This window comes from Mesorhizobium erdmanii USDA 3471 (assembly GCF_000472705.1).
GTDB lineage: Bacteria > Pseudomonadota > Alphaproteobacteria > Rhizobiales > Rhizobiaceae > Mesorhizobium > Mesorhizobium erdmanii.
Genome location: NZ_AXAE01000008.1, coordinates 187,169 through 212,614 on the forward strand (window position 1 = coordinate 187,169; position 25,446 = coordinate 212,614).

Annotated in this window: 24 protein-coding genes and 2 tRNA genes; 14 read left to right on the plus strand and 12 right to left on the minus strand. The window is 62.2% G+C overall.

Annotated features, from left to right (window positions below):
* The first annotated feature begins 48 nt into the window (after nucleotides 1–48).
* The gene (locus A3AU_RS0103520) at nucleotides 49–1,329 is read left to right on the plus strand and encodes an O-acetylhomoserine aminocarboxypropyltransferase (RefSeq protein ID WP_027051568.1); all 1,281 of its coding nucleotides are present in this window, start codon (nucleotides 49–51) and stop codon (nucleotides 1,327–1,329) included.
* Nucleotides 1,330–1,334: 5 nt separating this feature from the next.
* A complete protein-coding gene (locus A3AU_RS0103525) occupies nucleotides 1,335–1,685 on the plus strand; it encodes a cupin domain-containing protein (protein ID WP_027051569.1) in 351 nt (116 codons plus the stop codon).
* Here A3AU_RS0103525 and A3AU_RS0103530 read toward each other — a convergent pair whose 3' ends face one another.
* On the minus strand, nucleotides 1,686–2,738 hold the full coding sequence (locus A3AU_RS0103530; protein ID WP_244277801.1) for a hypothetical protein: 1,053 nt from the start codon (nucleotides 2,736–2,738) through the stop codon (nucleotides 1,686–1,688). It abuts the gene before it with no gap.
* Nucleotides 2,739–2,763: 25 nt separating this feature from the next.
* Nucleotides 2,764–4,014 carry a cytochrome P450 gene (locus tag A3AU_RS0103535; RefSeq protein WP_027051571.1) on the minus strand — a complete coding sequence of 417 codons (1,251 nt, stop codon included), beginning with the start codon at nucleotides 4,012–4,014 and terminating at the stop codon, nucleotides 2,764–2,766.
* Between the two features lie 119 nt (nucleotides 4,015–4,133).
* On the opposite strand from A3AU_RS0103535, the gene A3AU_RS0103540 reads away from it, so the two are divergent.
* Entirely contained in the window at nucleotides 4,134–5,237 is a 1,104-nt protein-coding gene (locus tag A3AU_RS0103540; RefSeq protein WP_027051572.1) for an NAD(P)/FAD-dependent oxidoreductase, read from the plus strand.
* A gap of 29 nt (nucleotides 5,238–5,266) precedes the next feature.
* Here the strand turns inward: A3AU_RS0103540 and A3AU_RS0103545 are convergent, their stop codons facing one another.
* Nucleotides 5,267–5,857, minus strand: a complete 591-nt coding sequence (locus tag A3AU_RS0103545; protein ID WP_027051573.1) for a hypothetical protein — start codon at nucleotides 5,855–5,857, stop codon at nucleotides 5,267–5,269.
* Nucleotides 5,858–6,195: 338 nt separating this feature from the next.
* Between A3AU_RS0103545 and A3AU_RS0103550 the strand changes: the two genes are divergently transcribed.
* The 4 genes from A3AU_RS0103550 to A3AU_RS0103565 all read left to right on the plus strand — a co-directional run bounded on the left by A3AU_RS0103550 (nucleotide 6,196) and on the right by A3AU_RS0103565 (nucleotide 11,548).
* A complete protein-coding gene (locus A3AU_RS0103550; RefSeq protein ID WP_027051574.1) occupies nucleotides 6,196–6,825 on the plus strand; it encodes an ATP-dependent Clp protease proteolytic subunit in 630 nt (209 codons plus the stop codon).
* A 295-nt stretch (nucleotides 6,826–7,120) separates the two neighbouring features.
* Nucleotides 7,121–8,395 (plus strand): ATP-dependent Clp protease ATP-binding subunit ClpX, encoded by a 1,275-nt coding sequence (gene clpX / locus A3AU_RS0103555; protein ID WP_023759839.1) that lies wholly within the window; start codon nucleotides 7,121–7,123, stop codon nucleotides 8,393–8,395.
* Nucleotides 8,396–8,667: 272 nt separating this feature from the next.
* On the plus strand, nucleotides 8,668–11,079 hold the full coding sequence (gene lon / locus A3AU_RS0103560; RefSeq protein ID WP_027051575.1) for an endopeptidase La: 2,412 nt from the start codon (nucleotides 8,668–8,670) through the stop codon (nucleotides 11,077–11,079).
* Between the two features lie 196 nt (nucleotides 11,080–11,275).
* Nucleotides 11,276–11,548 (plus strand): HU family DNA-binding protein, encoded by a 273-nt coding sequence (locus A3AU_RS0103565; protein WP_006201846.1) that lies wholly within the window; start codon nucleotides 11,276–11,278, stop codon nucleotides 11,546–11,548.
* A 92-nt stretch (nucleotides 11,549–11,640) separates the two neighbouring features.
* Here A3AU_RS0103565 and A3AU_RS0103570 read toward each other — a convergent pair whose 3' ends face one another.
* On the minus strand, nucleotides 11,641–12,663 hold the full coding sequence (locus A3AU_RS0103570) for an aldo/keto reductase (protein WP_027051576.1): 1,023 nt from the start codon (nucleotides 12,661–12,663) through the stop codon (nucleotides 11,641–11,643).
* Nucleotides 12,664–12,839: 176 nt separating this feature from the next.
* Between A3AU_RS0103570 and A3AU_RS0103575 the strand changes: the two genes are divergently transcribed.
* Together A3AU_RS0103575 and A3AU_RS0103580 are read left to right on the plus strand one after the other, a co-directional pair.
* On the plus strand, nucleotides 12,840–13,406 hold the full coding sequence (locus A3AU_RS0103575; protein ID WP_027051577.1) for an SIS domain-containing protein: 567 nt from the start codon (nucleotides 12,840–12,842) through the stop codon (nucleotides 13,404–13,406).
* Between the two features lie 3 nt (nucleotides 13,407–13,409).
* On the plus strand, nucleotides 13,410–14,153 hold the full coding sequence (locus tag A3AU_RS0103580) for a creatininase family protein (protein WP_027051578.1): 744 nt from the start codon (nucleotides 13,410–13,412) through the stop codon (nucleotides 14,151–14,153).
* Between the two features lie 12 nt (nucleotides 14,154–14,165).
* Here A3AU_RS0103580 and A3AU_RS0103585 read toward each other — a convergent pair whose 3' ends face one another.
* The 4 genes from A3AU_RS0103585 to A3AU_RS0103600 all read right to left on the minus strand — a co-directional run bounded on the left by A3AU_RS0103585 (nucleotide 14,166) and on the right by A3AU_RS0103600 (nucleotide 18,291).
* A complete protein-coding gene (locus A3AU_RS0103585) occupies nucleotides 14,166–14,486 on the minus strand; it encodes a hypothetical protein (RefSeq protein ID WP_027051579.1) in 321 nt (106 codons plus the stop codon).
* A 1-nt stretch (nucleotide 14,487) separates the two neighbouring features.
* Nucleotides 14,488–15,405 carry a carbohydrate ABC transporter permease gene (locus A3AU_RS0103590; RefSeq protein ID WP_027051580.1) on the minus strand — a complete coding sequence of 306 codons (918 nt, stop codon included), beginning with the start codon at nucleotides 15,403–15,405 and terminating at the stop codon, nucleotides 14,488–14,490.
* 11 nt (nucleotides 15,406–15,416) lie between these two features.
* Nucleotides 15,417–16,538 carry a carbohydrate ABC transporter permease gene (locus tag A3AU_RS0103595; RefSeq protein WP_027051581.1) on the minus strand — a complete coding sequence of 374 codons (1,122 nt, stop codon included), beginning with the start codon at nucleotides 16,536–16,538 and terminating at the stop codon, nucleotides 15,417–15,419.
* An 88-nt stretch (nucleotides 16,539–16,626) separates the two neighbouring features.
* Nucleotides 16,627–18,291: a type 2 periplasmic-binding domain-containing protein gene (locus tag A3AU_RS0103600; RefSeq protein ID WP_027051582.1), complete on the minus strand. Its 1,665-nt coding sequence runs from the start codon at nucleotides 18,289–18,291 to the stop codon at nucleotides 16,627–16,629.
* A 288-nt stretch (nucleotides 18,292–18,579) separates the two neighbouring features.
* Between A3AU_RS0103600 and A3AU_RS0103605 the strand changes: the two genes are divergently transcribed.
* Genes A3AU_RS0103605 through rbsK form a run of 3 tightly spaced genes read left to right on the plus strand, consistent with a single transcriptional unit; the run spans nucleotide 18,580 to nucleotide 21,055 of the window.
* Nucleotides 18,580–19,629, plus strand: coding sequence for an ABC transporter ATP-binding protein (locus tag A3AU_RS0103605; protein WP_027051583.1), 1,050 nt, complete (start codon nucleotides 18,580–18,582; stop codon nucleotides 19,627–19,629).
* Between the two features lie 39 nt (nucleotides 19,630–19,668).
* The gene (locus A3AU_RS0103610; RefSeq protein ID WP_027051584.1) at nucleotides 19,669–20,121 is read left to right on the plus strand and encodes an RbsD/FucU family protein; all 453 of its coding nucleotides are present in this window, start codon (nucleotides 19,669–19,671) and stop codon (nucleotides 20,119–20,121) included.
* Nucleotides 20,122–20,125: 4 nt separating this feature from the next.
* Complete coding sequence (rbsK, locus tag A3AU_RS0103615; protein ID WP_027051585.1) at nucleotides 20,126–21,055, plus strand: ribokinase; 930 nt, start codon at nucleotides 20,126–20,128, stop codon at nucleotides 21,053–21,055.
* A 218-nt stretch (nucleotides 21,056–21,273) separates the two neighbouring features.
* Here rbsK and A3AU_RS0103620 read toward each other — a convergent pair.
* Nucleotides 21,274–21,350: transfer RNA gene (locus tag A3AU_RS0103620), tRNA-Asp, on the minus strand.
* A gap of 217 nt (nucleotides 21,351–21,567) precedes the next feature.
* Between A3AU_RS0103620 and A3AU_RS0103625 the strand changes: the two genes are divergently transcribed.
* Together A3AU_RS0103625 and A3AU_RS0103630 are read left to right on the plus strand one after the other, a co-directional pair.
* A tRNA-Val gene (locus tag A3AU_RS0103625) sits at nucleotides 21,568–21,643 on the plus strand.
* Nucleotides 21,644–21,730: 87 nt separating this feature from the next.
* Complete coding sequence (locus A3AU_RS0103630) at nucleotides 21,731–22,408, plus strand: hypothetical protein (RefSeq protein ID WP_027051586.1); 678 nt, start codon at nucleotides 21,731–21,733, stop codon at nucleotides 22,406–22,408.
* 70 nt (nucleotides 22,409–22,478) lie between these two features.
* Here the strand turns inward: A3AU_RS0103630 and A3AU_RS0103635 are convergent, their stop codons facing one another.
* The 3 genes from A3AU_RS0103635 to A3AU_RS0103645 form a co-directional block, all read right to left on the minus strand.
* On the minus strand, nucleotides 22,479–23,249 hold the full coding sequence (locus A3AU_RS0103635) for an SDR family NAD(P)-dependent oxidoreductase (protein ID WP_027051587.1): 771 nt from the start codon (nucleotides 23,247–23,249) through the stop codon (nucleotides 22,479–22,481).
* A 31-nt stretch (nucleotides 23,250–23,280) separates the two neighbouring features.
* Nucleotides 23,281–24,276, minus strand: a complete 996-nt coding sequence (locus A3AU_RS0103640) for an ABC transporter permease (RefSeq protein ID WP_027051588.1) — start codon at nucleotides 24,274–24,276, stop codon at nucleotides 23,281–23,283.
* Nucleotides 24,277–24,393: 117 nt separating this feature from the next.
* On the minus strand, nucleotides 24,394–25,434 hold the full coding sequence (locus tag A3AU_RS0103645; RefSeq protein ID WP_027051589.1) for a sugar ABC transporter substrate-binding protein: 1,041 nt from the start codon (nucleotides 25,432–25,434) through the stop codon (nucleotides 24,394–24,396).
* Nucleotides 25,435–25,446: the final 12 nt, after the last annotated feature.

Consider the following 25,446-nt stretch of genomic DNA (forward strand, 5'->3'; position numbering starts at 1 on the left):
CGCCAAGAATGCCCCGCGATTTCATGAGTTTCAAAAAGGGAGGTTTCAGTGACCCGTTCGCCCGGTTTCAACACGCTCGCCGTCCATGCCGGCGCCAAACCCGATCCGGCCACCGGCGCACGCGCCACGCCGATCTACCAGACCACCTCCTTCGTCTTCGACGATGCCGACCACGCCGCCTCGCTGTTTGGCCTAAAGGCGTTCGGCAATATCTACACCCGCATCATGAACCCGACGCAGGCGGTGCTCGAAGAGCGCGTGGCCGCACTCGAGGGTGGCACGGCGGCCCTTGCGGTCGCATCCGGCCACGCTGCACAGGTCATCGTGTTCCACAATCTGATGCAGCCTGGCGATAATTTCGTCGCCGCGACGAGGCTCTATGGCGGCTCGATCAATCAGTTCGGCCACGCTTTCAAGAACTATGGCTGGGAGGTGCGTTGGGCCGACACCAACGACATCTCCACCTTCGAGAGCCAGATCGACGACAGGACCAAGGCGATCTTCATCGAGAGCCTGGCCAATCCGGGCGGCACTTTCGTCGATATCGAGAAGATCGGCGAGATCGCCCGCAAGCACGGCCTGCCGCTGATCGTCGACAACACGCTGGCCTCGCCCTATCTGATCCGGCCGATCGAGCACGGCGCCGACATCGTCGTCCATTCTCTGACCAAGTTCATCGGCGGCCATGGCAATTCGATCGGCGGCGTCATTGTCGATGGCGGCACGTTCGACTGGTCGAAGTCCGGCAAATACCCGATGCTGTCGGAACCGCGCCCCGAATATGGCGGTCTCGTCCTGCACGAGACCTTCGGCAATTTCGCCTTCGCCATCGCCGCGCGCGTGCTCGGCCTGCGCGACCTCGGCCCGGCGATCTCGCCCTTCAACGCTTTCCTCATCCTGACCGGCCTCGAAACCTTGCCGCTGCGCATGCAGCGCCACTGCGACAACGCCGTTACGGTCGCTGGCTGGCTGTCCAACCACCCCAAGGTGGCCTGGGTGAACTATCCCGGCTTGCCCAGCGACAAGAACAACGCGCTGCAGAAGAAATACTCGCCGCTGGGCGCCGGCGCCGTCTTCACCTTCGGCCTCAAGGGCGGCTACGAGGCCGGCGTCAAATTCGTCGAGGCGCTCGAACTGTTCTCGCACCTGGCCAATGTCGGCGACACCAAGTCGCTGGTCATCCATCCGGCCTCGACCACCCACCGCCAGCTTTCCGACGAGCAGAAGGTCAAGGCCGGAGCCGGCCCGGACACGGTGCGGCTTTCCGTCGGCATCGAGGATGTCACCGACATCGTCGCCGACCTCGAACAGGCGCTCGCGAAGGTCTGATTTCGATGGCCGAACCGAAGTTTCTCAGCATCGGCGTCGACGCTGTCGACGCCGAATCCGGCGCGCCGGCGCCGGATCGACTGATCTCGGGCGATCCGAAATTCCGCACCTGGAATGTCGAGGAGCGCGACGGCGGCCTCTATGCCGGTATCTGGGAATCGACCCCCGGCAAGTGGCGCATCGTCTATGACGAATGGGAATTCTGCCACATACTGACGGGCGTTTCGGTGATCGCCGAGGACGGCGGCGAAGCCCGCACCGTCAGCGCCGGCGACAGTTTCGTGCTGCGGCCGGGCTTCAAGGGCAGCTGGGAAGTGCTTGAAACGACTCGCAAGGAGTATGTGATCAAGCTGTGATCACTTCGCCGGGAACTGGCTCAGACAAGCTTCCGACGCCTTGTCGTGCGCAGCCAGCAAATCGGCGTCCTGTGCTTCGATCTCGGCGTCCGACACCTCGTCGCGGTAATATTGCGCCAGAAGGTCGAGGCCCTCCTGGCCGACGCCATAGGTCGGGATCTCCCGGGCGAGGCAGCCGCAAAGTGCGAGGGCGCGGTCCGGCGATCCGGTCTTGTGGTTGGTCAGGATGAAATCCTGTGCCGGGCAGGCATCGAGAAAGGCCCCGAAATCCAGCTTCTGCTGTGGCTGGTCGCCATGGTTGAAGTAGGCCGGCGGCCATTGGCTCTTGCCGATCGCGACGTCGCAGCCGGTCACGACATCCTCTGCGATCTTCGACAGTACGACCCAGGCCTCGCCCTTTTCGCCGGTGGGGTATTCGAAATTTTCGCCCAGCGAGGCCGCATAGCTGTCGAGATCGGCCTGTTTGAGGTCGATCTGCTGGAACCGATTGAGCTGGCATTGGCAGGCCGCCGGCGCGCTGTCCGCCTGCTGGCCGGACCTGTTCTTCTGGCAGGCCTCGACAAAGGCGGCGCCGTCGAGCGACGAGGCTGGAAAGGTGGACGCATCGACATAGCGTGTTCCATCCCAGGCGATCGTCATCCTGTCCGACTGGATCTCCAGAAAGCCGTTCCGCTTGAAAGCGCTGAGCGCGATCTTGTCCTGCGGCACCAGCCGCGCGCCGGGGATGTCGCCAAGAACCTCATGATAGCTGTCGCCTTCCAGGACAAACAGGAAATTGCCGCATGTTTTGCCATCGCAGCCGGGCGCGTAGCGGTAGGCGAAGATCTCAGGCAAGCCGTCGAGATTGAGGTCGACCTCGATGGCGAAGGATGCCAGCGGCAGGCCTTTTGATCCGGTCTGCCGCTCCAGCAGGCCTATCGCCATTTTCTGGGCGATGGCCATGCTGTTCTCCCAGGGGATGTTTTCGGGCTGTTGCTGGGCGCCCGCCGGTCCCAGCCAGGCGCTTAGCAACGCCAGGGCGAACATCGTCGCCGGTCTCCACAACAGTCTCATCGCGCAACCCCAGGCCCGCGATCGTTCAGAAGCCGACGGCGAGCGTTTCCAGCCCATGGAAATGGTAAGTGTCGCGGAAGCGGGGCTGTTCGGCAAGATGCAGTCGCGGGTGCCGTTCGAACAAGGTTTTTAGCGACACCTGCAATTCGAGCCGGGCCAGCGGCGCGCCGATGCAGAAATGGATGCCGGCGCCGAAGGACACGTTCTTCTGGTCTGTCCTATCAGGCCGGAAGGCCTCCGGTTCGGCAAAGGCGCGCGGATCATGATTGGCCATGCCGAGCAGAAGCCCGATCGTCTGTCCCGGCTGCACGACGATGCCGGGCGCCACTTCGATCTCCTGATAGGCGTAGCGCGTGAACATGTGCAAAGGCGCGTCGAAGCGCAGGCATTCCTCGACGGTTGCAGCCGTTGCTTCCTCCGACGTGAAGAAGCGGCTGGGGTCGTCGCCTTGCGCCAGGATCGAGCGCACCGCATTGCCGGTTTGATGCACCGTCGCTTCGTGGCCGGCATTGAGCAGCAGGATGGCGGAGGACACCATCTCGTCCTCCGACAGTTTCTGCCCGTCCTCCTGCGCCGAAATCAGCAGCGACAGCAGGTCGTCACCGGGGTTCTTGCGCCGCTCGGTAACGTAGCCGCGAAGGAAATCGGCAAATTCACCTGCGGCGCGGTTGGCTGTCTCCTCGGTCTCGCGCGTACGCCCATGGATATACATGGCGACCATTTGATGGGACCAGTCGAGCAGTTGCGGCCCCATTTCGACCGGTACGCCGAGCATTTCGGCAATGATGGTGATCGGCAGGGGCGAAGCGAAGGCGGGCAAAAGGTCGACGGGACCTCTCGGATCAAACCGGTCGATCAACTCGTGGGCCAGCGCTTCGACACGTGGCCGCAGCCGCTCGACCTGACGCGAGACGAAGGCGCGGTTGACCAGCGTCCTCAGCCGCGTATGCACCGGCGGTTCCAGCTCAAGCATCGAATTGGCTTCGATGCCATCAAATGCCCTGAGATGGCTTCGATCCTGGCCGATGCCACGGCTGTCAGGAATGCCGGCCGGGTTTTGGCGGCCAAAGCGGCGGTCGCGCAGCAGCCGGTTGACATCGTCGAAGCCGCCAAAGCACCAGAAGCCGAATTCCTCCCAGTAAAACGCATTTGAGACGCCGTGCAGAAAGCCATAGGCGTCGTACGGGTTCAGGAAGAAGGCCGGCTCGTGCGGGTCGAGCTGCAGCTGGCGGGTGGCTGGATCAAAGGCCAGATAGGGGGGCGTCAATTCGGTCATGCCAGACCCATAGCGCGGCTTGCCAGCCTCATTCCAGACCATATGTTGGCGGCCAATGAACTAAGTTTTGGCAGCGCATGAGTTGGGCCAGCCAGCGCAGTTGCGGAAGGTCTCCACGGATGAATGTGATCGTCGTCGGCGCGGGTATTGCCGGTCTCTCCACCGCATGGTCGCTGGTCAAGGCCGGCCACAGCGTTTCCATCGTCGAGCAGGGGCCTATTCCCAATCCGTTGGCGGCGTCAGGCGACCACCATCGCATCATCCGCCGCGCCTACCGGCCCGGAACCGGCTATGGAAGGTTGATCACCGAAGCTTATGAGGCCTGGGACGAGATGTGGGCCGATCTCGGTGAAAGCCATCTTGATCCCAGGGGATTTGTCTGCATTTCGCGCGAGCCCGGCGACGAAGCCGAGGAATATCGCGAAGGCCTGGAACAAGGAAACTTTCCGTTCGAATTGCTCGAGCCGGACGCGGCCGTCGAGCGCTGGCCGTTTCTGGAAGCTGGGTCGTTCCGCTACGCATACTTTTCGCCGGAAGGCGGCGCATTGCATTGCCGCAAGATCGCCTCCGGCCTGGCGAATTGGCTGCGCGCCAACGGCGCCAATGTCTACGAGCACAGCAAGGTGGCGGAAGTCGATGCCGAGGCCGGCCAAATCGTGCTGGAAAGCGGCGAGACGATGCAGGCCGACCGCGTTGTCGTTACAGCCGGCGCCTGGGTGTTGAAGCTCTTTCCAGAACTCGGTCTTGAACTGAAGACCTATCGCACGGCGCTAGCCTATGTCGAACCGCCCGCCGACCTCAAGGCGGCATGGGAGATCGCGCCCGTCATTCTCGACGTTGGCGGCAAGACCGACGGCTACATGATCCCACTCACCCGTGGCGCCGGCATGAAGTTCGGCTCCGGCCTGCATAAGGTGCCGACCAGCGACGCCGACTGGAACCGTGATCCGGTGGCGGGCGAGGGGGAGGCGATCCGCAACCTGTTTTCGCCGCCGATCGCTCGCATCGAGGAGTATGAGGTGACGGAGGTCGTCACATGCGCCTACACGTTCACGGCGGATGAAAAATTCCTGGCGCACGAGAAGGGCAAGTGCCTGATTGTCTCGGCCTGCTCCGGCCACGGCTATAAGTTCGGCGCGGCTGTCGGCAGGCGCGTTGCCGCGGCCATCGGCGGCGGTGATGTCGCTGGCCTGAAGCAATGGTTGCGGGCCGAAACAGCCTGAGCGCCCGCCCGAATTGGTCGTGGCCCCGATTAGTCCTGGCAATGCCTTGGAATATGCACGCGCCGCCAGCCTGACGATCCTTCGCGGATCAGCACGCGCCGCGCGACGGTCTGGTAGGAAGCGGGGACATCGATGACGCGCCTTCGTTCGGGGCGCACCAACACCTCCTCGGCGATCCGGTCGTATTGCGCCGGGATAACGACGCGTCGCGTCCGTTCGGGCTGGATCACCACCGTCTCGGCGACACGTTCATAGCGTGCATTGTGCCAGATCTTGCACAGCACACGGCGGCCATGGATGACGCGCCATTCCCAGGAGTAGCCGCCGCCATTGACCCTGACGGTGTGGTAGACGGTCCGGGTGATGGCCGGAACCACCTCATATTGAACCTGCGCCGGAACGGTCATGACCACACGTTCGCGCGTGCCGTAGATAGGCGGGTCATAGTCGATCTGCTGGCCGGGCGGGCTGACCATGACGTCTTCGTAGACCGTGTCGTAGACATCGGGCGTGCGGACCGGCTCGTAGCATTCGACGGCGCGGCCGCCGGCCGCAGTCTGCGAAGTCGCGCCGAGCATGGCCAGCCCGGCAATGGCGAAGGATGCGCTTCTCCTGGACATGACACTCCCCCTGTTTGAACTTAGACACAAGTTCAACGTTGAATTGTAAGGGAAGCGGTCCCGCAGAAAAGCGGTTTCGCCGCATTTCGTTAAGTGACGCGGTTAAGAAATTGCTACGCTGCCGCCCAATACCGTGTGCTGCAGGCCGGAGCGGGCGTCGGGAGGTGCGAATCCTTGGCTGTAAAGCTTGATTCGACTTACCCAGATGGCTAGGACGGGTCGGCCTTGCACAAGGATGAGCCGGCATCCTATCTACGGAACAACGATCCAGAACCGATTCTGCCCGATCCGCCAGCATTCCCGGCGCCGGAATCCCACCGCGAGATAAGAGATATCAGATGAAGAACCCCGTCGAAACCTACATGAACCTCGTTCCGATGGTGGTCGAACAGACCAATCGCGGCGAGCGGGCCTACGACATCTTCTCCCGCCTCCTGAAGGAGCGCATCATTTTCATCACCGGTCCGGTCGAGGACGGCATGGCGACGCTGGTCTGCGCGCAACTCCTGTTCCTCGAAGCCGAGAACCCGAAGAAGGAAATCAACCTTTACATCAATTCGCCGGGCGGCGTCGTCACCTCGGGCATGGCGATCTACGACACCATGCAGTTCATCAAGCCTGCGGTATCGACGCTCTGCATCGGCCAGGCCGCCTCGATGGGCTCGCTGCTGCTGACCGCCGGCCACAAGGACATGCGTTTCGCCACGCCGAACGCCCGCATCATGGTTCACCAGCCGTCCGGCGGCTTCCAGGGCCAGGCCTCCGACATCGAGCGCCACGCCATGGATATCGTCAAGCTGAAGCGCCGCCTCAACGAGGTCTACGTCAAGCACACCGGCAAGACCTACGAGGAGATCGAGCGCACGCTCGACCGCGACCATTTCATGACCGCCGACGAAGCCAAGGATTTCGGCCTCATCGACAAGGTCATTTCATCGCGCGAGCCGGTTGAAGGCGCCGTGGCATAAGGGCTGGGTGGCAGTTGGATGACACCATCACGCGCTTTTGGCGCGTCTTGCGGCATTTCGGCCACAATTGGCTGTTCCCTCGACGATCGGGATTGCCTACGTTAAGGCTATGTTGATTTTCGACGGCTTAGCTTTGTGTGGGGTTGCTGCGAATCATTGCCACGTTTTCTGATTTGTGTTTCGTACGGAATACGTTGCGGGAGCCGGGACACTGGCGGCGGCGGATTCCCGCGATAAATAGAGTATGCGCCCTTTCAGCCAGACCATCGGCGGGCGGCGATGAAAGGACAGGAAGATGAGCAAGGTCGGCAACAACAGCGGTGACTCGAAGAACACGCTTTATTGCTCGTTTTGCGGCAAAAGCCAGCATGAGGTGCGCAAGCTGATCGCCGGTCCGACGGTCTTCATCTGCGACGAATGCGTCGAGCTTTGCATGGACATCATCCGCGAGGAGAACAAGACCTCGATGGTGAAGTCGCGCGAGGGCGTGCCGACACCACAGGAGATCCTCAAGGTTCTCGATGACTATGTCATCGGCCAGCCCTACGCCAAGCGCGTGCTGTCGGTGGCCGTGCACAACCACTACAAGCGCCTCGCGCATGCCGGCAAGAACAACGACGTCGAACTGGCCAAGTCCAACATCCTGCTGATCGGCCCGACCGGCTGCGGCAAGACGCTGCTGGCGCAGACGCTGGCCCGCATCATCGACGTGCCCTTCACCATGGCTGATGCCACGACGCTGACCGAAGCCGGTTATGTCGGCGAGGACGTCGAGAACATCATCCTGAAGCTGCTGCAGTCGGCCGACTACAATGTCGAGCGCGCCCAGCGCGGCATCGTCTACATCGACGAGATCGACAAGATTTCGCGCAAGTCGGACAATCCCTCGATCACCCGCGACGTGTCGGGCGAGGGCGTGCAGCAGGCGCTGTTGAAGATCATGGAAGGCACGGTCGCCTCCGTGCCGCCGCAGGGCGGCAGGAAGCACCCGCAGCAGGAATTCCTGCAGGTCGACACCGCCAACATCCTGTTCATCTGTGGCGGTGCCTTCGCCGGGCTGGACAAGATCATCTCGGATCGCGGCAGAAAAACCTCGATCGGTTTCGGCGCCATCGTCGCTTCGCCGGAGGATCGCCGCACCGGTGATGTCTTCCGCCTGGTCGAGCCGGAGGATCTCCTAAAGTTCGGCCTCATTCCGGAGTTCGTCGGCCGCCTGCCGGTCCTGGCGACGCTGGAGGACCTCGACGAGCCGGCGCTGATCCAGATCCTGACCGAGCCGAAGAACGCCCTGGTCAAGCAGTATCAGCGTCTGTTCGAGATGGAAAATGTCGACCTGACCTTCCACGAGAACGCGCTCTCGGCAATCGCCAAGCGCGCGATCGAGCGCAAGACCGGCGCGCGCGGCCTGCGCTCGATCATGGAAGCGATCCTGCTCGACACCATGTTCGAACTGCCCGCGCTCGAAGGCGTGCGCGAAGTGGTGATTTCGGAGGAAGTGGTGACTGGCAGCGCCCGGCCGCTCTACATCTATTCCGAACAAAAGGAAAAGAAGGGCAATGTCAGCGCCTGACATGGCACTTGACCCGATATTTTTGTGGAACGGCGCCGTTGCGGCGCCGTTTTGCTGTGAAGGGCACACGACCTCGGCGATGGAGTGGATTGCGGACGATGTTAACTCTTGATCTTTGCCCCGCCTGCATCCACCTAACACGAGAAGGCCGAGGTGCCCGATTTCGTGCTGTAAAACTCCCGTCACAAACGGTGGTAGGCGGAACGATCCCCGGTCGTTAATATAAGATTCGCGGTTGGCCTGATGGTGGCCGCGACATGAAAGGTTGGACAATGGCCAAAATATCCAAGGCTCCCAGCGACGGCGTCTTCGCAGTCCTCCCGCTGCGCGACATCGTGGTGTTTCCGCACATGATCGTTCCGCTCTTTGTCGGGCGCGAAAAGTCGATCAAGGCGCTGGAAGAGGTGATGGGTCAGGAAAAGCAGATCCTGCTCGCCACCCAAATGAATGCCGCCGATGACGATCCCGAGCCCGATGCGATCTTCGATATCGGCACGCTCGCCAATGTGCTGCAATTGCTGAAGCTGCCCGACGGCACCGTCAAGGTTCTGGTCGAGGGCGCTTCGCGTGCGAAAATCGTCTCGTTCACCGACCGTCCCGACTTCCACGAAGCCCGCGCCGCGGCGCTGGTCGAGCCGGAAGAGGAAGAGGTCGAGGTCGAGGCGTTGGCCCGCTCGGTCGTCACCGACTTCGAAAACTACGTCAAGCTGAACAAGAAGATCTCGCCTGAAGTGGTGGGTGCCGCCAGCCAGATCGACGACTATTCCAAGCTCGCCGATACGGTTGCCTCGCACCTGGCCATCAAGATCCCTGAAAAGCAGGAGATGCTGGCCACGCTCTCGGTCAAGGAGCGGCTGGAAAAGGCGATGGGCTTCATGGAAGCCGAAATCTCCGTCCTGCAGGTGGAGAAGCGCATCCGCTCGCGCGTCAAGCGCCAGATGGAGAAGACGCAGCGCGAATACTACCTCAACGAGCAAATGAAGGCGATCCAGAAGGAGCTCGGCGAAGGCGAGGACGGCCGCGACGAGGCCGCCGAGATCGAGGCACGCATCAAGAAGACCAAGCTCTCCAAGGAGGCCCGCGAGAAGGCGGAAGCCGAATTGAAAAAGCTCAGGACGATGTCGCCGATGTCGGCGGAATCGACCGTCGTGCGCAACTACCTCGATTGGCTGCTGTCGATCCCGTGGGGCAAGAACTCCAAGGTCAAGCAGGATCTGGCCTATGCCCAGAACGTGCTCGACACCGATCACTTCGGCCTCGACAAGGTCAAGGACCGCATCGTCGAGTACTTGGCCGTGCAGAGCCGCCAGAAGAAGCTGAAGGGGCCGATCCTGTGCCTCGTCGGCCCTCCCGGCGTCGGCAAGACCTCGCTCGGCAAGTCGATCGCCAAGGCGACCGGCCGCGAGTTCATCCGCATGGCGCTGGGCGGCGTGCGTGACGAAGCCGAGATCCGTGGCCATCGGCGCACCTATATCGGTTCGATGCCCGGCAAGGTCATCCAGTCGATGAAGAAGGCAAAGAAGTCCAATCCGCTCTTCCTGCTCGACGAGATCGACAAGATGGGCCAGGACTTCCGTGGCGATCCGTCATCGGCGCTGCTCGAGGTGCTCGATCCCGAGCAGAACTCGACGTTCATGGATCATTACCTCGAGGTCGAGTACGACCTGTCGAGCGTGATGTTCGTGACGACGGCCAATACGCTGAACATCCCTGCGCCGTTGATGGACCGCATGGAGATCATCCGTATCGCCGGCTACACCGAGGACGAGAAGATCGAAATCGCCAAGCGGCACCTGATGCCGAAGGTGATCCGCGATCACGCGCTGCAGCCGAAGGAGTTCTCCGTCGGTGAGGATGCGATCCGCGCCATCATCCAGACCTACACCCGTGAAGCGGGCGTCCGCAGTCTGGAGCGCGAGCTGATGAAGCTCGGGCGCAAGGCCGTGACCGAAATCCTCAAGACGAAGAAGAAGACGGTGAGCATCACGGCGGCGAACCTCGCCGACTACCTCGGTGTTCAGCGCTACCGCTTCGGCCAGGTCGAGGCCGACGACCAGGTCGGTGTCGTCACCGGTCTTGCCTGGACGGAAGTTGGCGGCGAGTTGCTGACGATCGAAGGCGTCATGATGCCGGGCAAGGGCCGCATGACGGTGACCGGTAACCTGCGCGACGTGATGAAGGAATCGATCTCGGCGGCGGCCTCCTATGTCCGCTCGAGAGCTCTTGATTTCGGTATCGAGCCGCCGCTTTTCGACAAGCGCGACATCCACGTGCACTTGCCGGAAGGCGCCACGCCGAAGGACGGCCCGTCCGCGGGTGCTGCCATGGCGACAGCCATCGTGTCGGTACTGACCGGTATTCCGGTCCGCGCCGATGTGGCGATGACTGGCGAGATAACGCTTCGCGGCCGCATCTTGCCGATCGGCGGCCTCAAGGAGAAGCTGCTCGCCGCGCTGCGCGGCGGCATCAAGAAGGTGCTGATCCCGGAAGACAACGCCAAGGATCTGGCGGAGATTCCGGACAATGTGAAGAACGGCATGGAGATCATCCCGGTCTCACGCGTCGGTGAGGTGTTGCGCCACGCGCTGGTGCGTATGCCGGAGCCGATCGAATGGGTCGAACCGGTCAATCCGCCGGCCTCCACCGACTCCGCGGACGACGCTGGAAAATCGCTCGCGCATTAGTAATTCCTAAAGTTGCGACGCACAAACGGAAAGCCGGGCCCCGCGCCCGGCTTTTTCATGTGAAAAACCCCGGAATTCCGGGCTTTTTCCGCTTTTTTCCTGCCTTTTCGACTTGGTTGTGGGAACGCTTCTTTCTAAAGTCCGTTTCCTGCCGGATGAGTCGTTAGTTCCGGTGTTCTCATGGAAGGGAATTTTTATGAACAAGAACGAACTGGTGTCCGCTGTCGCCGACGCCGCGAGCATTTCGAAGGGTGACGCGCAGTCGGCGGTCGACGCGGTATTTTCCGTGATCACCGGCGAACTGAAGAAGGGCGGCGATGTCCGGCTTGTCGGCTTTGGCAATTTCACCGTGTCAAAGCGTGCGGCCTCGACCGGCCGCAACCCGCAGACCGGCGCCGAAGTGAAGATCCCGGCGCGCACTGTGCCGAAGTTCTCGGCCGGCAAGGGCCTCAAGGACGCCGTCAACTAAGACCATTTATTTTTGTGAGACCAGAAAAGCCGGGCTTGCCCGGCTTTTCATTTTTATGGCGCATGCGGTGGGTCGCATCCGAAGCCCGCAAATCATGCGGTCGGCGCCTCGGCGCGCATCAGGCCTTCCTTTTTGAGATCGGCCCAGAGCGCCGCGGGCAGTTTCGCATCGAGCAGTGACCGGTTGCTTTCGACTTCGCTTGGCCGCTGGCCGCCAGGGATTACCGAGACGACGCAAGGGTGCAGCAGCGGGAATTGCAGCGCCGCCTCGATCAGCCTGATGCCATGGCGTTTGCAGATAGCCTCGATGCCGGCGACCCGCTCGAGAATGTCCTTGGGCGCTTCGGAATAGTTGTAGTAGGCGCCCGGCTTCGGTCCTGTCGCCAGGATGCCGGAATTGTAGGGGCCGCCGAGCACGATGCCGATGCCACGCCTCTGGCAGAGCGGCAGGAAGGATGTGAGCGCCTCCTGTTCCAGCAGCGTGTAGCGCCCAGCGAGCAGGAACAGGTCGAAATCGCCACGCTCGGCCAGGGTCTGGGCAACCTGCCATTCATTGATGCCGCCGCCGAACGCCTTGATCACACCCTGGTCGCGCAGCGACAGCAGCCCATAGTAACCCGAGCGCATGAACTCCTCGATGCGCTGGTCGGATGCGTCCTTGCTGCCATGCGTGAAGATGTCGACATCGTGCACGAACAGGATGTCGATGCGGTCGACACCAAGGCGCTCGAGCGAGGCCTCGAACGAGCGCATCACTCCATCATAGCTGTAGTCGTACACCTCGCGCCGCGATGGCGTGTCGAAGAACTTGCCGATGCCCGTGCGCTCTTCCGGCGGGCAGGCGCGCATCAGGCGGCCGACCTTGCTCGACAGCACATAGTCGTCACGTTTCTTGCCGCGCAGGAACGGGTTGAGCCGTGTTTCCGACAGGCCGAGCCCGTAGAGCGGCGCGGTGTCGAAGTAGCGGCAGCCGGTCGCCCAGGCGGTCTCCAGCGTGGCACTGGCATCCTCGTCCGAAACGGCGCGGTAGAGATTGCCGAGCGGCGCCGTGCCGAAGCCAAGCTCAGTGAAGGTGATGCCGCCATTGCCGATGCGGTCGAAATGCCGGGTCTTCATATGCTGTTGTTCGCCTCGTTTGATTTGTCTGACATGACACTATCATGCCTGTGGCCAGGCAAAAGCGTCGCGGACCGTTGGACACGCATTTTCGCGGTTGCTAGCATGAATGAAATCAAGCTGTTCAAAGGCTGCGAAAGCGACGCTTGCGGGAGGATTTCGATGGCAGGTTCGCGGTGAGCGAAAACGACGGAAGCCTGTTCGAGACAGCACTCGGCGAACTCAGCGACGTGCTGGCGCGCGTCGACCAGAGCCGCATCGACGCTGCCTGCGAGCTGCTGGCAGGAGCCAGGCAGATCGTCGTCTATGGCTGCGGCCGCGAGGCCTTGCAGGTCAAGGGTTTTGCCATGCGGCTCTATCATCTCGGCCTGCCGGTCTCGGTGGTCGGTGACATGACCACGCCGCCGCTGGGGCCTGGTGACGTCTTCCTGGCCAGTTCCGGGCCGGGCGAGACCTCGACGGTTCTGACCTTGATGCGCGTCGCGCGCGATGCCGGCGCGACCGTCCTGCTGCTGACCGCCCAGGCCGGCGCCAGTGCGGCGAAACTGGCCGACGCCACGCTGCTCATCCCGGCCCAGACCATGGCCAATGACCAGGGGCCCCGGAAAACGTCGGTGCTGCCGATGGGCTCGGTGTTCGAAGGCGCGCTGTTCCTGCTGTTCGAGGTGATGGTGCTGAAGCTCAGATCCCTGACCGGTGCGTCGCCCGAAGCCATGCGCGCGCGCCACACCAACATGGAATAGATCATGCGCTATGAGCTGATGCTGCCGCACCAGATCCGCAAGGCGATCGCTGAGAATTGGCCGGTCGCGCTACCGCTCGGCGTGCTCGAATACCATGGCGAGCATATGGCCGTCGGCATGGACACGCTGGCTGTCATCAAGACGCTGGAACTGTTCGAGAATGAGAGGGACGTCGTTATCCTGCCGCCCTTCTACTATGGCGCGGCGAGCTACGCGGTGGCGCCGCCGGAAGGCAGCGGTTCGGTGCAGGTCGGCGGCAATCAGCTGGCGCCGTTCGGCGAGGAACTGTTCTACAGCCTGCTGCGCATCGGCTTCCGCAATATCCACGCCATCATCCACCACCAGACCGAGAATTTCGCCGCCGGCATGCCGACCGATCTCGCCTTCAAGACCGCTGGCCGCCAGGCGATCTTTCGGTTTCTCGAGAAGCAGCGCGGCGAGGGCTGGTGGGGCTCCGAGACGATGGCCGACTATTATGCCGGACATGCCGCGGGCGAAAACTTCTTCAACTGGGTGCAGGTGCATCCGCTGATGCCGGCCGCCATGAACGGCAAGTACCCATTCGATCATGCCGGCATTGGCGAGACCTCGCTGATGCTGGCGCTATGCCCGGAGGCTGTCGATGCCGCCCGCTTTGCCGACAATACCGGCTGGTATACGGCAAGCGCCAAGGAGGCGTCCGCGGAACTCGGGCGCAAGGGCGTTGCCATGATCATGAATCATCTGAGGGCGATCCTGCAGCCTTGACGCTATAAGCAGTCACATCCCGGAAGAGCGGGCGCGCTGTTTCTCGGCCAGATACTCGGCCCTCGATTTGTTTGGATCGCTTCTGGTGACTACCGCCCAGAGGAAGGTACCGGCGCCGCCAATGGCCAGGATGACGAAGATCGCCATGCCGAGCGGAAAGAACCGCGTGTACAAGCCCGTGAGCAGCATGATCAGCCCGCCGGACAGCATCGCCAGCACAAAGCCGGCAATGACAGCGCGGCCTTGCCAGGCGATCGGCATGACCTTGCCGTAGCGGTCCCGGCCGACATAACCGGCACGCAAGGTGCGCGCGAACCAGTACTGGTTGGCCATGTCACTTCACGGCTCCCGCCGTCATGCCCATGATGAGATAGCGTTCGAGTGCGATGCCGATGACCGCCAGTGGCGCGATCGCCGCGGTGGCAAGCGCGGCCATCGACCACCAGTTGATGCCTTGCGAGCCTGTCTGGCTGGCGACCATGACGGGAATGGTCTTGGCATCTGTCGAGGTCAGAAGCGCGGCGAAGAAATACTCGTTCCAGCATAGCACCATCGCCAGGATGAAGGCGGCGACCATGCCCGGCAGCGCGATCGGCATGACGATGCGGAAGAACGCGCCCCAGATCGACAGGCCATCGACAAGGGCGGCTTCTTCCAATTCGACCGGGATCGAGTTGAACTGGTCACGCATGATCCAGATGACGATCGGCAGCACCATCAGCGTGTAGAGCAGGATCAAACCGAGGCGCGTGTCGAGCAGGCCGACTTCGCGGTAGAGCACCAGGAAGGGCAGAGCGAGTACCACGGGCGGCAGGATCAGCTGCGACAGGAAAAAGAAGGAGATGTCCTCGTTCTTGAACCAGGCGAATTTGTAGCGATAGCGGGTGAGGCCGTATGCGGCCAGGCTGCCGATGACGATGGCAAGGCTCGATGCGCCTACCGAGGTGATGACCGAGTTCATGAATCGCTTGAAGAACTCATCGCGTACCGTGGAGGTCTGGAAGATCGAATCCGGCGACAGGCCGAGCGAACGCCAGCCCTTCCAGTCCGGCTGGAAATCGATGAAGGGGATCAGGTGGCCTTGCGTGACGTCCACCGCCGATTTGAACGAGGTCGTTATCGTCCAGTAGATCGGGAACAGGCAGATGAAGGCCCAGAAGACGAGCGCGCCGTAGATGAAGACGCGGCTGGTGATGAAGCTCGCCGGAGAGCGGATTTCGGAAACGGTATAGTCGGTGGTCTGAACGCTCATGATCCGGCCACTCAGTTGACGTTGCGCACGAAGCGGTTGGCGAGCTTCAACAGCCAGGTCACGAACACGACGATGATGACGAGATAGGCCATCGCCAGCATGGTGCCGTAGCCGACATTCGAGCGGTCGCGGTATTCGCGGTAGATGAAGCTCGACACGGAATCGGTCGCTCCGCCCGGGCCGCCCGACGTCACCGTGATGATGATGTCGGCGAGCTTCAGCTTGAAGATGATGCGCAGGATCACCGCCGTTACCGAAACCGGCAGCATCAGCGGGAAGGTGACCTGCCAAAAGGTCTGCCATGCGTTGGCGCCGTCGACGCGCGCCGCTTCCAGCACCTCGCGCGACATTGCCTGCAGGCCGGCAAGCAGCATAATCATCATGAACGGAATGAAGGTCCACGCATCGAGCAGCATGACCGAGATGCGCGCGGTGATCGGATCGGAGAAGAAGGCCGGGTTTTCCCAGCCGAGATGGCGCGCCAGCGTCGCCGCCGGCCCGAACCGGTACTCCATCAGCGATTTACCGATCATCCACGATACCGCCACCGGCGACAGCATCAGCGGCATCAGGAAGACGACACGGAAGAACTTTCGCGCCCGAATCTGCGCGTTGAGTAGCAGCGCCAGACCGAAGGCGATGACATATTCGACTAGCACCGCCAGCACATAGAGCACCATGTTGAACAGCGCATTGCGGTAGTAGGGATCGCTCAGCATCTGCCAGAAATTATCTAGCCCGTTGAACCTGCGGCCATTGAAGGAACTGAGGTTCCAGTCGGTGAGCGCGATGTAGAACCCGAACAGCGTCGGGAAGATGACCATGGCGATGGTGAAGAGCAGCGCAGGCAGCAGGAACAGCGCGCGCTGGCCGTCCTCGCCGCGGGTCAGCACTTGGCCAATGCCGATTGCCACGCCCCACAGCACGTAGGCATAGACAACGGGCCGCCAAGTCTCGAAGCCGATCGTGTCGACCTCGCTCTTGTAGAGGATCTGAAGCAGGATCGTCGCCAACAAGCCGATCGTCGCCGCAGCCATAAGCGCCCAGCCAAGCCGTTTGCGGGCAGGAGAGATCAGATCGTAGGGGGCGGCATCTGCCGGCCACTGGTTCGCGGTCGAAGTCTGGTCAGCCACAAATCTCGCCCGTTTGGAAGGCCCCTCTTGGAGCCGGAGCCGAAGGCTGTGGTCCGGCGTTGCCGCCGGACCACGGTTCATAGGCAGCCTACATGCCGAGCGAGGCCTTGTAGAGCTTCACTTGCTTCTCGCGACCGATCTGGTCTGTCAGCTTTTCCCAGGCGGCGGCGATGGCATCGGCGCCTTCCTGCGCCTTCATCTTGCCGGCGAAGGTGTTGGCCAAAATATCCTCGGCAGCGCTGTAGTACTGGAAGATGCCGGGGATGCGCGGCTCGATCGCGCCGTTCGGATGGTTATAGGAGTTGAACTGGGAATCGAGGTAACTCGTGATGAATGCCTTGTCGTAGCCGGCGGCCACCCATTCGTCGATGTCGTGCTGGCTGTTGCGGTAGCACTGGAAGCCGGACGGATACATCGCTGTCCAGATCGCCAGATCCTTGCCACCGAGATGCGCCGCTGCGCTCCATGCGGCCTTTTGCTTCTTCGGATCGCTGTCGACGCGGGCCATGACATAGACGCCCCATCCGAGATAAGCGAGGTTGGGCGCATAGTTCGGTCCGCTCGGCAGCTTGTCCCATTTACCGGTCTTGGAATTGTAGACGTCATCCGAGCCCGGCAGGATGTCGAAACCGCAAAGGTCGCCAATCACGGACGAATCGTTGGTTTTGACGTTGGAGCCGATGTCGCCCCACCAGGGGATCATCGAGCCCGTGCCAGCCAGGAACTGCTGGAAGCCGGTGGTGTTGGGGTCGGCGTTGATCTGGTCCGCGGGTTCGGACGGCAGCGCGTCAATGACGTCCTGGATGGCGCGCACCCAGGCCGGATTGTTGATGCGCGGCTTCATCGTGTCGGCGTCGAACAGCCACGCCTTGTCATCGGGATGCTTGGCGTAAGCGGTGGCGCGGCTGCCGAGAAAGTAGAAGCCGAACCCGCCCCATGGCTTGGGCGCGTCGAGATAGCCATAGACGTCCTGGCCCTTGAATTTCTTGCCTTTGAGGAACTTGGTGACGGCCTGCACCTGCTGCCAGGTCTTCGGCACGCCCCATTCGCCGGCACCGCCGCTGTCCTTCCACTGCTTGGCGAGGTCGGCATCGGCGAACACGTCGGTCCGGTAGTTGAAATTGTGCGTGTCGCCGTCGATGGTTACGCGATACTGCTTGCCATCCCAGGTGCCGACTGGCGGCTTCAGATAATTGACCAGGTCGTCGATATCGATCTGCTTCTTGACCCAGTCCGGCATTACCGAAGTGAGCCCCTTGCCGCAGACATCGCCTTCGAAAGGCGCGCCCATCTCGGCAATATCGAAATCGACGGTTCCGGTGGCGATCGACTGCTGCAGGCGGGCATTGTAGTCGGCCTGCGCCAGGTCGATCCAGCTGATCTTGGCGCCGGTATAGGCTTCCCATGGCTTCAGGAAGCCACGGAACAGCACGTTGTGCAGGTTTTGGTTGTTGAGGCCCATGAACTTGAGCTCGACACCGGCGAACTCGCCTTCCTTGACGTTGGCTTTGGTCGCTTCGAGGCAGAGTTCGCCGACCTTCTGGAAATCGGCGTCGGTCGGTTGGCCCTTGCCAACGCCGGGAATCTGCAGGATTTTCGCACGAAGTTCGCTTGCCGCCGATGCAGGACGCGTCGAGGCGCCGAGCCCAACGCCGGATGCCGCCGCGATCGCGGCCATGCTGGCCGCACCCTTCAAGACGTCACGCCTCGTGGCACCGGCGCGAACCAGTTTCTCGTAAATATCTGTTTTCATGGACTGTTCCTCCCAGAACATCAGTGTGAATTGATGTGGCCACCTGTCGGACGCTGAAGCACCATTGTGCTCCCGGCTCGGAAACGGATTAGGCAGGACCCCACCCTGCGTCGATTGATGTTCCGATTGCGGATCGGTGCCGACATTTGGACCAGCGCCCGCCACTATTCTCACAACCAAACGCCGTGTCAACGAGCACGGGTTTTTATCTATAAGAGACCGACTTGCCCTGACAGGTCGCGTTGGTTAGCTTCTGCGCCTACGGCCGATGGAGCCGATGGGGGAGATATGGCTCAAGTCGCAATCAGCAAGGTGGCCAAGGCGTTCGGAACCGTCAAGGTTCTGCACGAAGTCAGCGTCGACATCGCTGACGGACAGTTCGTTGTGCTGGTCGGCCCCTCGGGTTGCGGCAAGTCCACGCTGCTCAGGATGGTGGCCGGGCTGGAGACCGTTTCTGGCGGCACGATCGCCATCGGCGACCGCGTCGTCAATCATCTGCCTCCGGCAAAACGCGACATCGCAATGGTGTTCCAGAACTACGCGCTTTATCCGCACAAGACGGTCGAGCAGAACATGGCTTTTGCCCTCAAACTGCGCAAGACCGACCCGGCCGTGGTCGCCGAGCGGGTCAAGCGTGCAGCCGATATCCTCGATCTCAATCCCTATCTGAAGCGCTATCCAAGGCAGCTCTCCGGCGGCCAGCGTCAACGCGTGGCGATGGGGCGCGCCATCGTGCGCAATCCGCAGGTTTTCCTGTTCGATGAGCCGCTCTCGAACCTCGACGCCAAGCTGCGAGTGCAGATGCGCACCGAGATCAAGGAACTGCACCAGCGGCTGAAGACCACGACGATCTACGTCACCCACGATCAGATCGAAGCCATGACCATGGCCGACAAGATCGTCGTCATGCGCGATGGCCGCATCGAACAGGTCGGCGCGCCGCTGGAACTGTTCGACCGGCCGGCCAATTTGTTCGTGGCCGGCTTCATCGGCTCGCCGTCGATGAACCTGCTCAAGGGCATCGTGCGCAAGGGCGGCGTCGACGTGGCGGGAACGCTGTTCCCCATTCCAGCGAACAGTGCCGTGGAAGAGGGGCGTTCGGTGGTCTACGGCGTGCGCCCGGAGCATCTGGAGATCCATCCCGACGGCGTAGCGGCGAAGATTTCCGTGGTCGAGCCGACAGGGTCCGAAACGCTGGTGTTCCTGCGCTTCGGCGACGGCGAGATGGTGGCGTTGTTCCGTGAACGCCACGACTTCAAGCCCGGCGACACGCTGACGCTGAAGCCGAGGCTCGACCAGATTCATCTTTTCGACGCCGAGACCGGCCAGCGTCTCTGACCGCAACGTCTCTCTCAAACGCACTTCACGAGGACTATCATGCTCAAAGGCATCAATCCGCTGCTCAACGCCGACGTGCTGCAGGCATTGCGGGCGATGGGCCACGGCGATGATCTGATCATTGCCGACACCAACTTCCCGTCCGATTCGGTGGCGCGCCAGACGGCGCTCGGCCGGCTGCTGCGCATCGATGCATCGGCGGCCGAGGTGGTGAAGGCGGTGCTGTCGCTCTATCCGCTTGATACGTTCGTCGATGATTCCGCCGCGCGCATGGAGATCGTCGGCAAACCGGACGAGATTCCGCCCGTGCAGAAGGAAGTGCAAAAGGAAATCGACGCGGCGGAGGGCAAGTCGTGGCCGATGCTGCCGGTCGAGCGCTACGCCTTCTACGAGCGTGCCAAGCAGGCCTATTGTGTCATCCAGACCGGCGAACGCCGTTTTTACGGCTGCTTCGCCTTCCGCAAGGGCGTCGTCCCGCCGGATGCGGAGTAGCAGCATGACCTCCGGCAAGCCTGTCGTCATATTGGGCGTCTTCGTCGCCGACACCGCTTATCGCGCCGATCGCCAGCCGCGCATGGGCGAGACGATCCTCGGCAACTCGTTCAAGCTGGGGCCGGGCGGCAAGGGGTCGAACCAGGCCGTGGCCGCCGGCAAGCTCGGCGCCGACACCACCTTCCTGACCCGGCTCGGCGTCGATGCCTTCGCCGACATGGCGAAGCGGACCTGGAAGGATGCCGGGGTGAAAGGCGCCGTCATCGACACGCCGGACAGCTATACCGGAGCCGCCTACATCTTCGTCGAGGAGGGAAGCGGCAACAACGCCATCATCGTCAGTCCCGGCGCCGCCATGTTGATCTCGCCGCAGGATATCGAGGCCAATGCCGCCTTGATTCGTGGCGCCGGCGTCTTCGTCACCCAGCTCGAGCAGCCGATCGACGCGGCGATGCGGGCGCTGGAGATCGCGCGTGGGGCAGGGGTGACGACCATCCTCAATCCCGCCCCCGCTGCAAAGCTTCCCGATCGCATTTACACGCTCTGCGACTATCTCACGCCGAACGAGACCGAGACGGAGGAATTGACCGGATTGAAAGTCTCCACGGTCGATGAAGCGCGGGCCGCCGCCGGCAAGCTGCTGGAAAAGGGCGTCGGCACGGTCATCGTAACGCTTGGCGACAAGGGCGCGCTTCTGCACACGAAGGATCGCTCCCAGCATGTCCCCGCCATCAGTGCCGGGCCGGTGGTCGAAACCACTGGTGCGGGCGACGCCTTCAACGGCGGCTTCGCCGCGGCGCTGTCGCGTGGCGTGGAGCCGCTGGAGGCGGTGCGCTTCGCCTGCGCCGTCGCCGGCATTTCGGTGACACGTCCGGGTACGGCGCCTTCGATGCCGACGCTGCAGGAGGTCGAGGCGCTGCTGGCGAAGGCTTGATTCCGGGCCGGGCTATTGGGGCCGAAAGGCCAAGCGGTAGCTTGGCTCGACGCCTTTGGCCCTCGGGATCCGGCTATCGACGCCTTGCCGTATGCACAAGCAATCGAGCCCCGGTTCGAAGGGACCCGGGTCAATTCATGCCTTTGACAAGGGGGACATCCTGACATCCAACGTCGACATTTCTCTTTGAGCCAAGGGTTTGAAACCCTTGAGAGAAATGGCGCGAGTGACGGGGCTCGAACCCGCGACCTCCGGCGTGACAGGCCGGCACTCTAACCAACTGAGCTACACCCGCGCATTGACGAGCACGTGTCAGCCGTGTTCGTCGTTGGGCCGCTGGATAAGGGGTTCGCCACCGGGTGTCAAGCGCACCAAACCATCATAACAGCAAACTGGAGAAGGTTTTTTGACAGCCGCCGTTTTGTTCGCAAATCCGGCTTGCGAAGAGGGTGTTGCCTGTTCATTTGGCCTTGCGAAGCCGGTCCCGACCGCTTAAAGGTCCGCGCCGGAGCGGGCGATTAGCTCAGTTGGTAGAGCGCTTCGTTTACACCGAAGATGTCGGCGGTTCGAGTCCGTCATCGCCCACCATGTAGCCTTTGGTTTTTTTAGACTATTTCGCATCGTCGGCTGGCCGTTGTCGCAAAGAGCCGAGCCGATATCTCGAAGACAGGTGTGATGCGCTTTTCGATGTTTCCCATTCGTCGAGACATTGTGGCGTCGTTGATCGGATGTCTTTTGGTTGCCGGCTGCTTCGACCTGAAGCAGGATCTGGCATTCCGACGCGATGGCACCGCTACGGCCAACGTCCGGATAGCCGTGGATGCCACGGCGCTTGCAATGGCCAAGGATGTGAACAGCAACTGGTGCAGTTCTGAAAAGCTGCTGTCTTCGAAGGCGATTACCGGAACGGCCGAGCGGACCACCGAGGGAGGGGACGAAGTCTGCACCGTGTCTTTCTCCGGCAAGACAGACGATCTTCTCGCGGCCATTTCAAACGCCAACATCGGAGGCGACAAGAGGCAAGGCGTCCAGCTCAACCGCGTTGGGGAGAATTACGAATTCATCGTCAGCTTCCCCAGTCTCAAGCCAACCGGCAAATATGCCGACGATCCGATGGCGCAAGGGTTGCAGACCCTCATCTTGGCGAAGATGTCAGGCAGGCATATTGCGTGGACGGTGACGGCTCCGCGCATCGTCGAGACAAGTGGCACGATATCGGACGACGGCCGCACGGCATCCTATTCTCGACCACTCGCATCGGTACTTTCCAGCGATCAGCCGACGACATTTAGAGCGGTGTTCTCGCTCGAACCGCCCGGAATGCTCGAAGAACTGTTCAACTGGTTCCGGTAAAGCCTTGCAGGACGCCGAAGAACCGGGACGGAAGAACGGCGCCTTTCCCTCGCAGAACACGCTTGCGACGTCACGGCGGCGCCATTCGGAAATCCTTGCCCTCAGGCAACAACTGCCCACCATCGACGACGATGGTCGTGCCGGTAATGTAGCTGGCATCGTCCGAGGCCAGGAACAGGAAGGCGTTGGCGACGTCGCGCGGGCTGCCGAGCCGGCCGAGCGGGATGGAATCCTCCATGTTCTTGATATAAGCGGCGCCGCGGTGCTGCTGGATGGCCTCGGTCAGGATGTTGCCGGGCTCGACGCCGTTGACGGTGATGCCGTAGCCTGAGAATTCCAGTGCCGCCGCCCGGATGAAGCCATTGATGCCGGCCTTGCTGGCTGAATAGTGGCCATGGCCAGGGCTGGTCACGTGCGGGCCGGTGATGGAGGAGGTGTAGAGCATGCGGCCGAAGCGCTGCGCCTTCATCGGCACCAGCGCCGCGCGGCTGGCGTTGAAGGTGCCGCGCAAATTGACGGCCATGACGCGGTCCCAGTCGTCGGCGCTGGTGTTCTCGATCAACTGCCAGGGATAGACGCCTGCATTCTGCACGATGATGTCGAGCCGGCCGTTCTGCTTCAGCGCCAGCGCCACCGCGGCCTCGGCATCGCGCATCCGCGAAATGTCGGTGTGGATGAAAGGGACGCCAAGTTCGTCGGCGGTCGCTTGTCCGGCCTTGGCCTCGCTGTCGGCCAGCACCAGCCTCGCGCCTTCCTCTGCGAAGAGCAGCGCGATGCCCTTGCCGATGCCACGCGCGCTGCCGATGATCAGCGCCACCTTGTCCTTCAGCCGTCCTGTCATGCGCGTCCCCCTCTCATGCCAATCCCCCTTCTCATGCCAATCTAAGTCGAATGGTTTGCTTGAAGGCGTCGAGCAGCACGGCGGCCAGCACCAGCAGGCCGTGGATGACCTGGGTGAAGTTGGCGGGCAGCCCCATCAGATTGATCGCCGTGTTGATAGCCGAGAGCAGAAGCACGCCGGCATAGACGCCGGGCAGGGTGCCGACGCCGCCCTTCAGGCTGACGCCGCCGATCACGACCGCGGCGAAGGCGTTGAACAAAAGGCCGACACCGAGATTGGCGGTGGCGCCCGAGGTGCGGATCGCCAGCAGCCAGCCGGCAAGGCCGGCGATGGCGCCGGCAAGCACGAAGGCGATCACGAGGTTGCGGTTCACCCGGATGCCGGCACGGAAGGTCGCGGTCTCGTTGCCGCCGATCATCACCAGATGCCGGCCGAACGGCGTCTTGGCCATGATCAGGGAGAAAACGACGAAACAGGCAATGGCGATCCAGGCGGTGAGCGGCAGGCCGATCAGCCGCTGGATGCCGAACCAGCGGATCGCCGGAGCCAGATCCTGCGCCGAGCGGCCGCCGGAAATGACCAGCACCAGGCCGCGCACCCAGATATAGGAAGCGAGCGTGATGATGAAGGCGCTCATCTTGACCTTGACGACCAGAAACCCATTGAAGGCGCCGATCAGGCCGCCGACGGCCAGCGCCAGCAGCAGCGACACAGGAACCATCAGCCATTCCGGGTGCAATTGTACGCCCATGCCGATGCCCGATGAGCAGAACAGGATGCCGACCGCCATGGCGCTGAGCGCGGCGACCGATTCGACCGACAGATCCATGTGGCCAGCGATGATGACCAGCGCCAGGCCGATCGACATGACGCCGAGCACGCTCGATGCCTCGATGATGTTGGCGAAGATGCCGAGCTGGAAATAGTTCGGGATGAAGATGGAGAAGACCACCAGCACGAACAGCAGCATGAACCAGACGAGGTTGTCGAGAACGAACTCCAGGGCATGGCGGGTGCGGGGGTTCATGGGCTGATCCGGCTGGCGCATAAACCGAAACTCGATCTTCGGTGACGATCTTGCGCGGATTGAAGTTGCGGAGAAGCGGCTCCGGGCCAGGATGGCCCGGAGTGGCTCGTAACCGGCCTATTCGACCGATTTGACAGTATCCGTCGGTGCTTTCTGGTTGCCCCAGAAGGCCGGATTGTCGACGTTTTCCTTGGTGATGGCCGCGCCCGGGATCTTGATGTTCGGACCCCAGGCTTCCTTGGTCACGGTCGATTTCAGGCCGAGCACGTCATAGTCGCCGGGCTTGATCTCCTGCTTCTTGACGATCTTGTCCATGAACATGGCGACGGCGGCGGCCTGCGCGTAGAGCGGCTGCTCGACTTCGACGTTGAGCCACCCCTTGCGGATCAGGTCGAGGCCGACCGGCGCGCCGTTCGAACTCATCAGCATGACGTCGCCCGGCTTCTTGCCGGCGGCCTCGAGCGAGGCGACGGCGGCGACCGACAGGTGAGCGGCATGGCTGAAGATCAGGTCGATGTCGGGGTTGGCCAACATCTGGTCGGCGACGATGGTGCCGGCGTTGCTGGCTTCCCACTGCATCGCCGGCAGCGAGATGATCTTGACGTCCGGGAACGCCTTCATCTTCTCCTCGAAACCCTTCTGGATGTCGAGCGTGTAGGGATCGCCGGGATCGCCGAGCACCTGCAGCACCTTGCCCTTTACAGAACCGTTCTTGGCTTTCAACAGCTTCTCCGCCTGGTCGGCGGCGATGTGGCCGATCTCGACAGTGCCCGCAACCGAGGTGAAATCGGACGGCGTCGAAGTAATCTGCCGGTCGAATTCGACAACCGGAATGCCGGCGGCGCGCGCGGCTTCGATGGACGGCTTCAGCGCGTTGAAGTCGACCGCCGCCAGGATGATCGCCGCCGGCTTCAGTGCGATGACGTCGTTCATCTGCGACTGCTGCGCGTCGGTCTTGTTGTCGGCGTTCAGCGTCTTTATGTCGTAGCCGACCTGCTTCAGGAACAGCTCCAGCGCGGTCACCGAGCCGGTCTGGAACTCGTCGAGCAGCGTCGGCACCATGTAATAGACGGTTCCCTTGGACTGGGCGAATGCCGGCGTAAGCGTGGCAAAGGCCAGTGCCAGGATACCGAAGACAGCAAGAAGTATTCGCTTCATGTCGTTGGCTCC

Coding starts and splice junctions, on each gene's coding strand:
- A3AU_RS0103525 (WP_027051569.1), top strand. CDS start 1,335: ATGGCCGAACCGAAGTTTCTCAGCATCGGCGTCGACGCTGTCGACGCC.
- A3AU_RS0103585 (WP_027051579.1), bottom strand. CDS start 14,486: ATGGCCAACCAGTACTGGTTCGCGCGCACCTTGCGTGCCGGTTATGTC.
- lon (WP_027051575.1), top strand. CDS start 8,668: ATGGCCAAAATATCCAAGGCTCCCAGCGACGGCGTCTTCGCAGTCCTC.
- A3AU_RS0103645 (WP_027051589.1), bottom strand. CDS start 25,434: ATGAAGCGAATACTTCTTGCTGTCTTCGGTATCCTGGCACTGGCCTTT.
- rbsK (WP_027051585.1), top strand. CDS start 20,126: ATGACCTCCGGCAAGCCTGTCGTCATATTGGGCGTCTTCGTCGCCGAC.
- A3AU_RS0103605 (WP_027051583.1), top strand. CDS start 18,580: ATGGCTCAAGTCGCAATCAGCAAGGTGGCCAAGGCGTTCGGAACCGTC.
- A3AU_RS0103570 (WP_027051576.1), bottom strand. CDS start 12,663: ATGAAGACCCGGCATTTCGACCGCATCGGCAATGGCGGCATCACCTTC.
- A3AU_RS0103550 (WP_027051574.1), top strand. CDS start 6,196: ATGAAGAACCCCGTCGAAACCTACATGAACCTCGTTCCGATGGTGGTC.
- A3AU_RS0103635 (WP_027051587.1), bottom strand. CDS start 23,249: ATGACAGGACGGCTGAAGGACAAGGTGGCGCTGATCATCGGCAGCGCG.
- A3AU_RS0103600 (WP_027051582.1), bottom strand. CDS start 18,291: ATGAAAACAGATATTTACGAGAAACTGGTTCGCGCCGGTGCCACGAGG.
- A3AU_RS0103530 (WP_244277801.1), bottom strand. CDS start 2,738: ATGAGACTGTTGTGGAGACCGGCGACGATGTTCGCCCTGGCGTTGCTA.
- A3AU_RS0103545 (WP_027051573.1), bottom strand. CDS start 5,857: ATGTCCAGGAGAAGCGCATCCTTCGCCATTGCCGGGCTGGCCATGCTC.
- A3AU_RS0103610 (WP_027051584.1), top strand. CDS start 19,669: ATGCTCAAAGGCATCAATCCGCTGCTCAACGCCGACGTGCTGCAGGCA.
- A3AU_RS0103590 (WP_027051580.1), bottom strand. CDS start 15,405: ATGAGCGTTCAGACCACCGACTATACCGTTTCCGAAATCCGCTCTCCG.
- A3AU_RS0103640 (WP_027051588.1), bottom strand. CDS start 24,276: ATGAACCCCCGCACCCGCCATGCCCTGGAGTTCGTTCTCGACAACCTC.
- A3AU_RS0103565 (WP_006201846.1), top strand. CDS start 11,276: ATGAACAAGAACGAACTGGTGTCCGCTGTCGCCGACGCCGCGAGCATT.
- A3AU_RS0103540 (WP_027051572.1), top strand. CDS start 4,134: ATGAATGTGATCGTCGTCGGCGCGGGTATTGCCGGTCTCTCCACCGCA.
- A3AU_RS0103535 (WP_027051571.1), bottom strand. CDS start 4,014: ATGACCGAATTGACGCCCCCCTATCTGGCCTTTGATCCAGCCACCCGC.
- clpX (WP_023759839.1), top strand. CDS start 7,121: ATGAGCAAGGTCGGCAACAACAGCGGTGACTCGAAGAACACGCTTTAT.
- A3AU_RS0103580 (WP_027051578.1), top strand. CDS start 13,410: ATGCGCTATGAGCTGATGCTGCCGCACCAGATCCGCAAGGCGATCGCT.
- A3AU_RS0103630 (WP_027051586.1), top strand. CDS start 21,731: ATGCGCTTTTCGATGTTTCCCATTCGTCGAGACATTGTGGCGTCGTTG.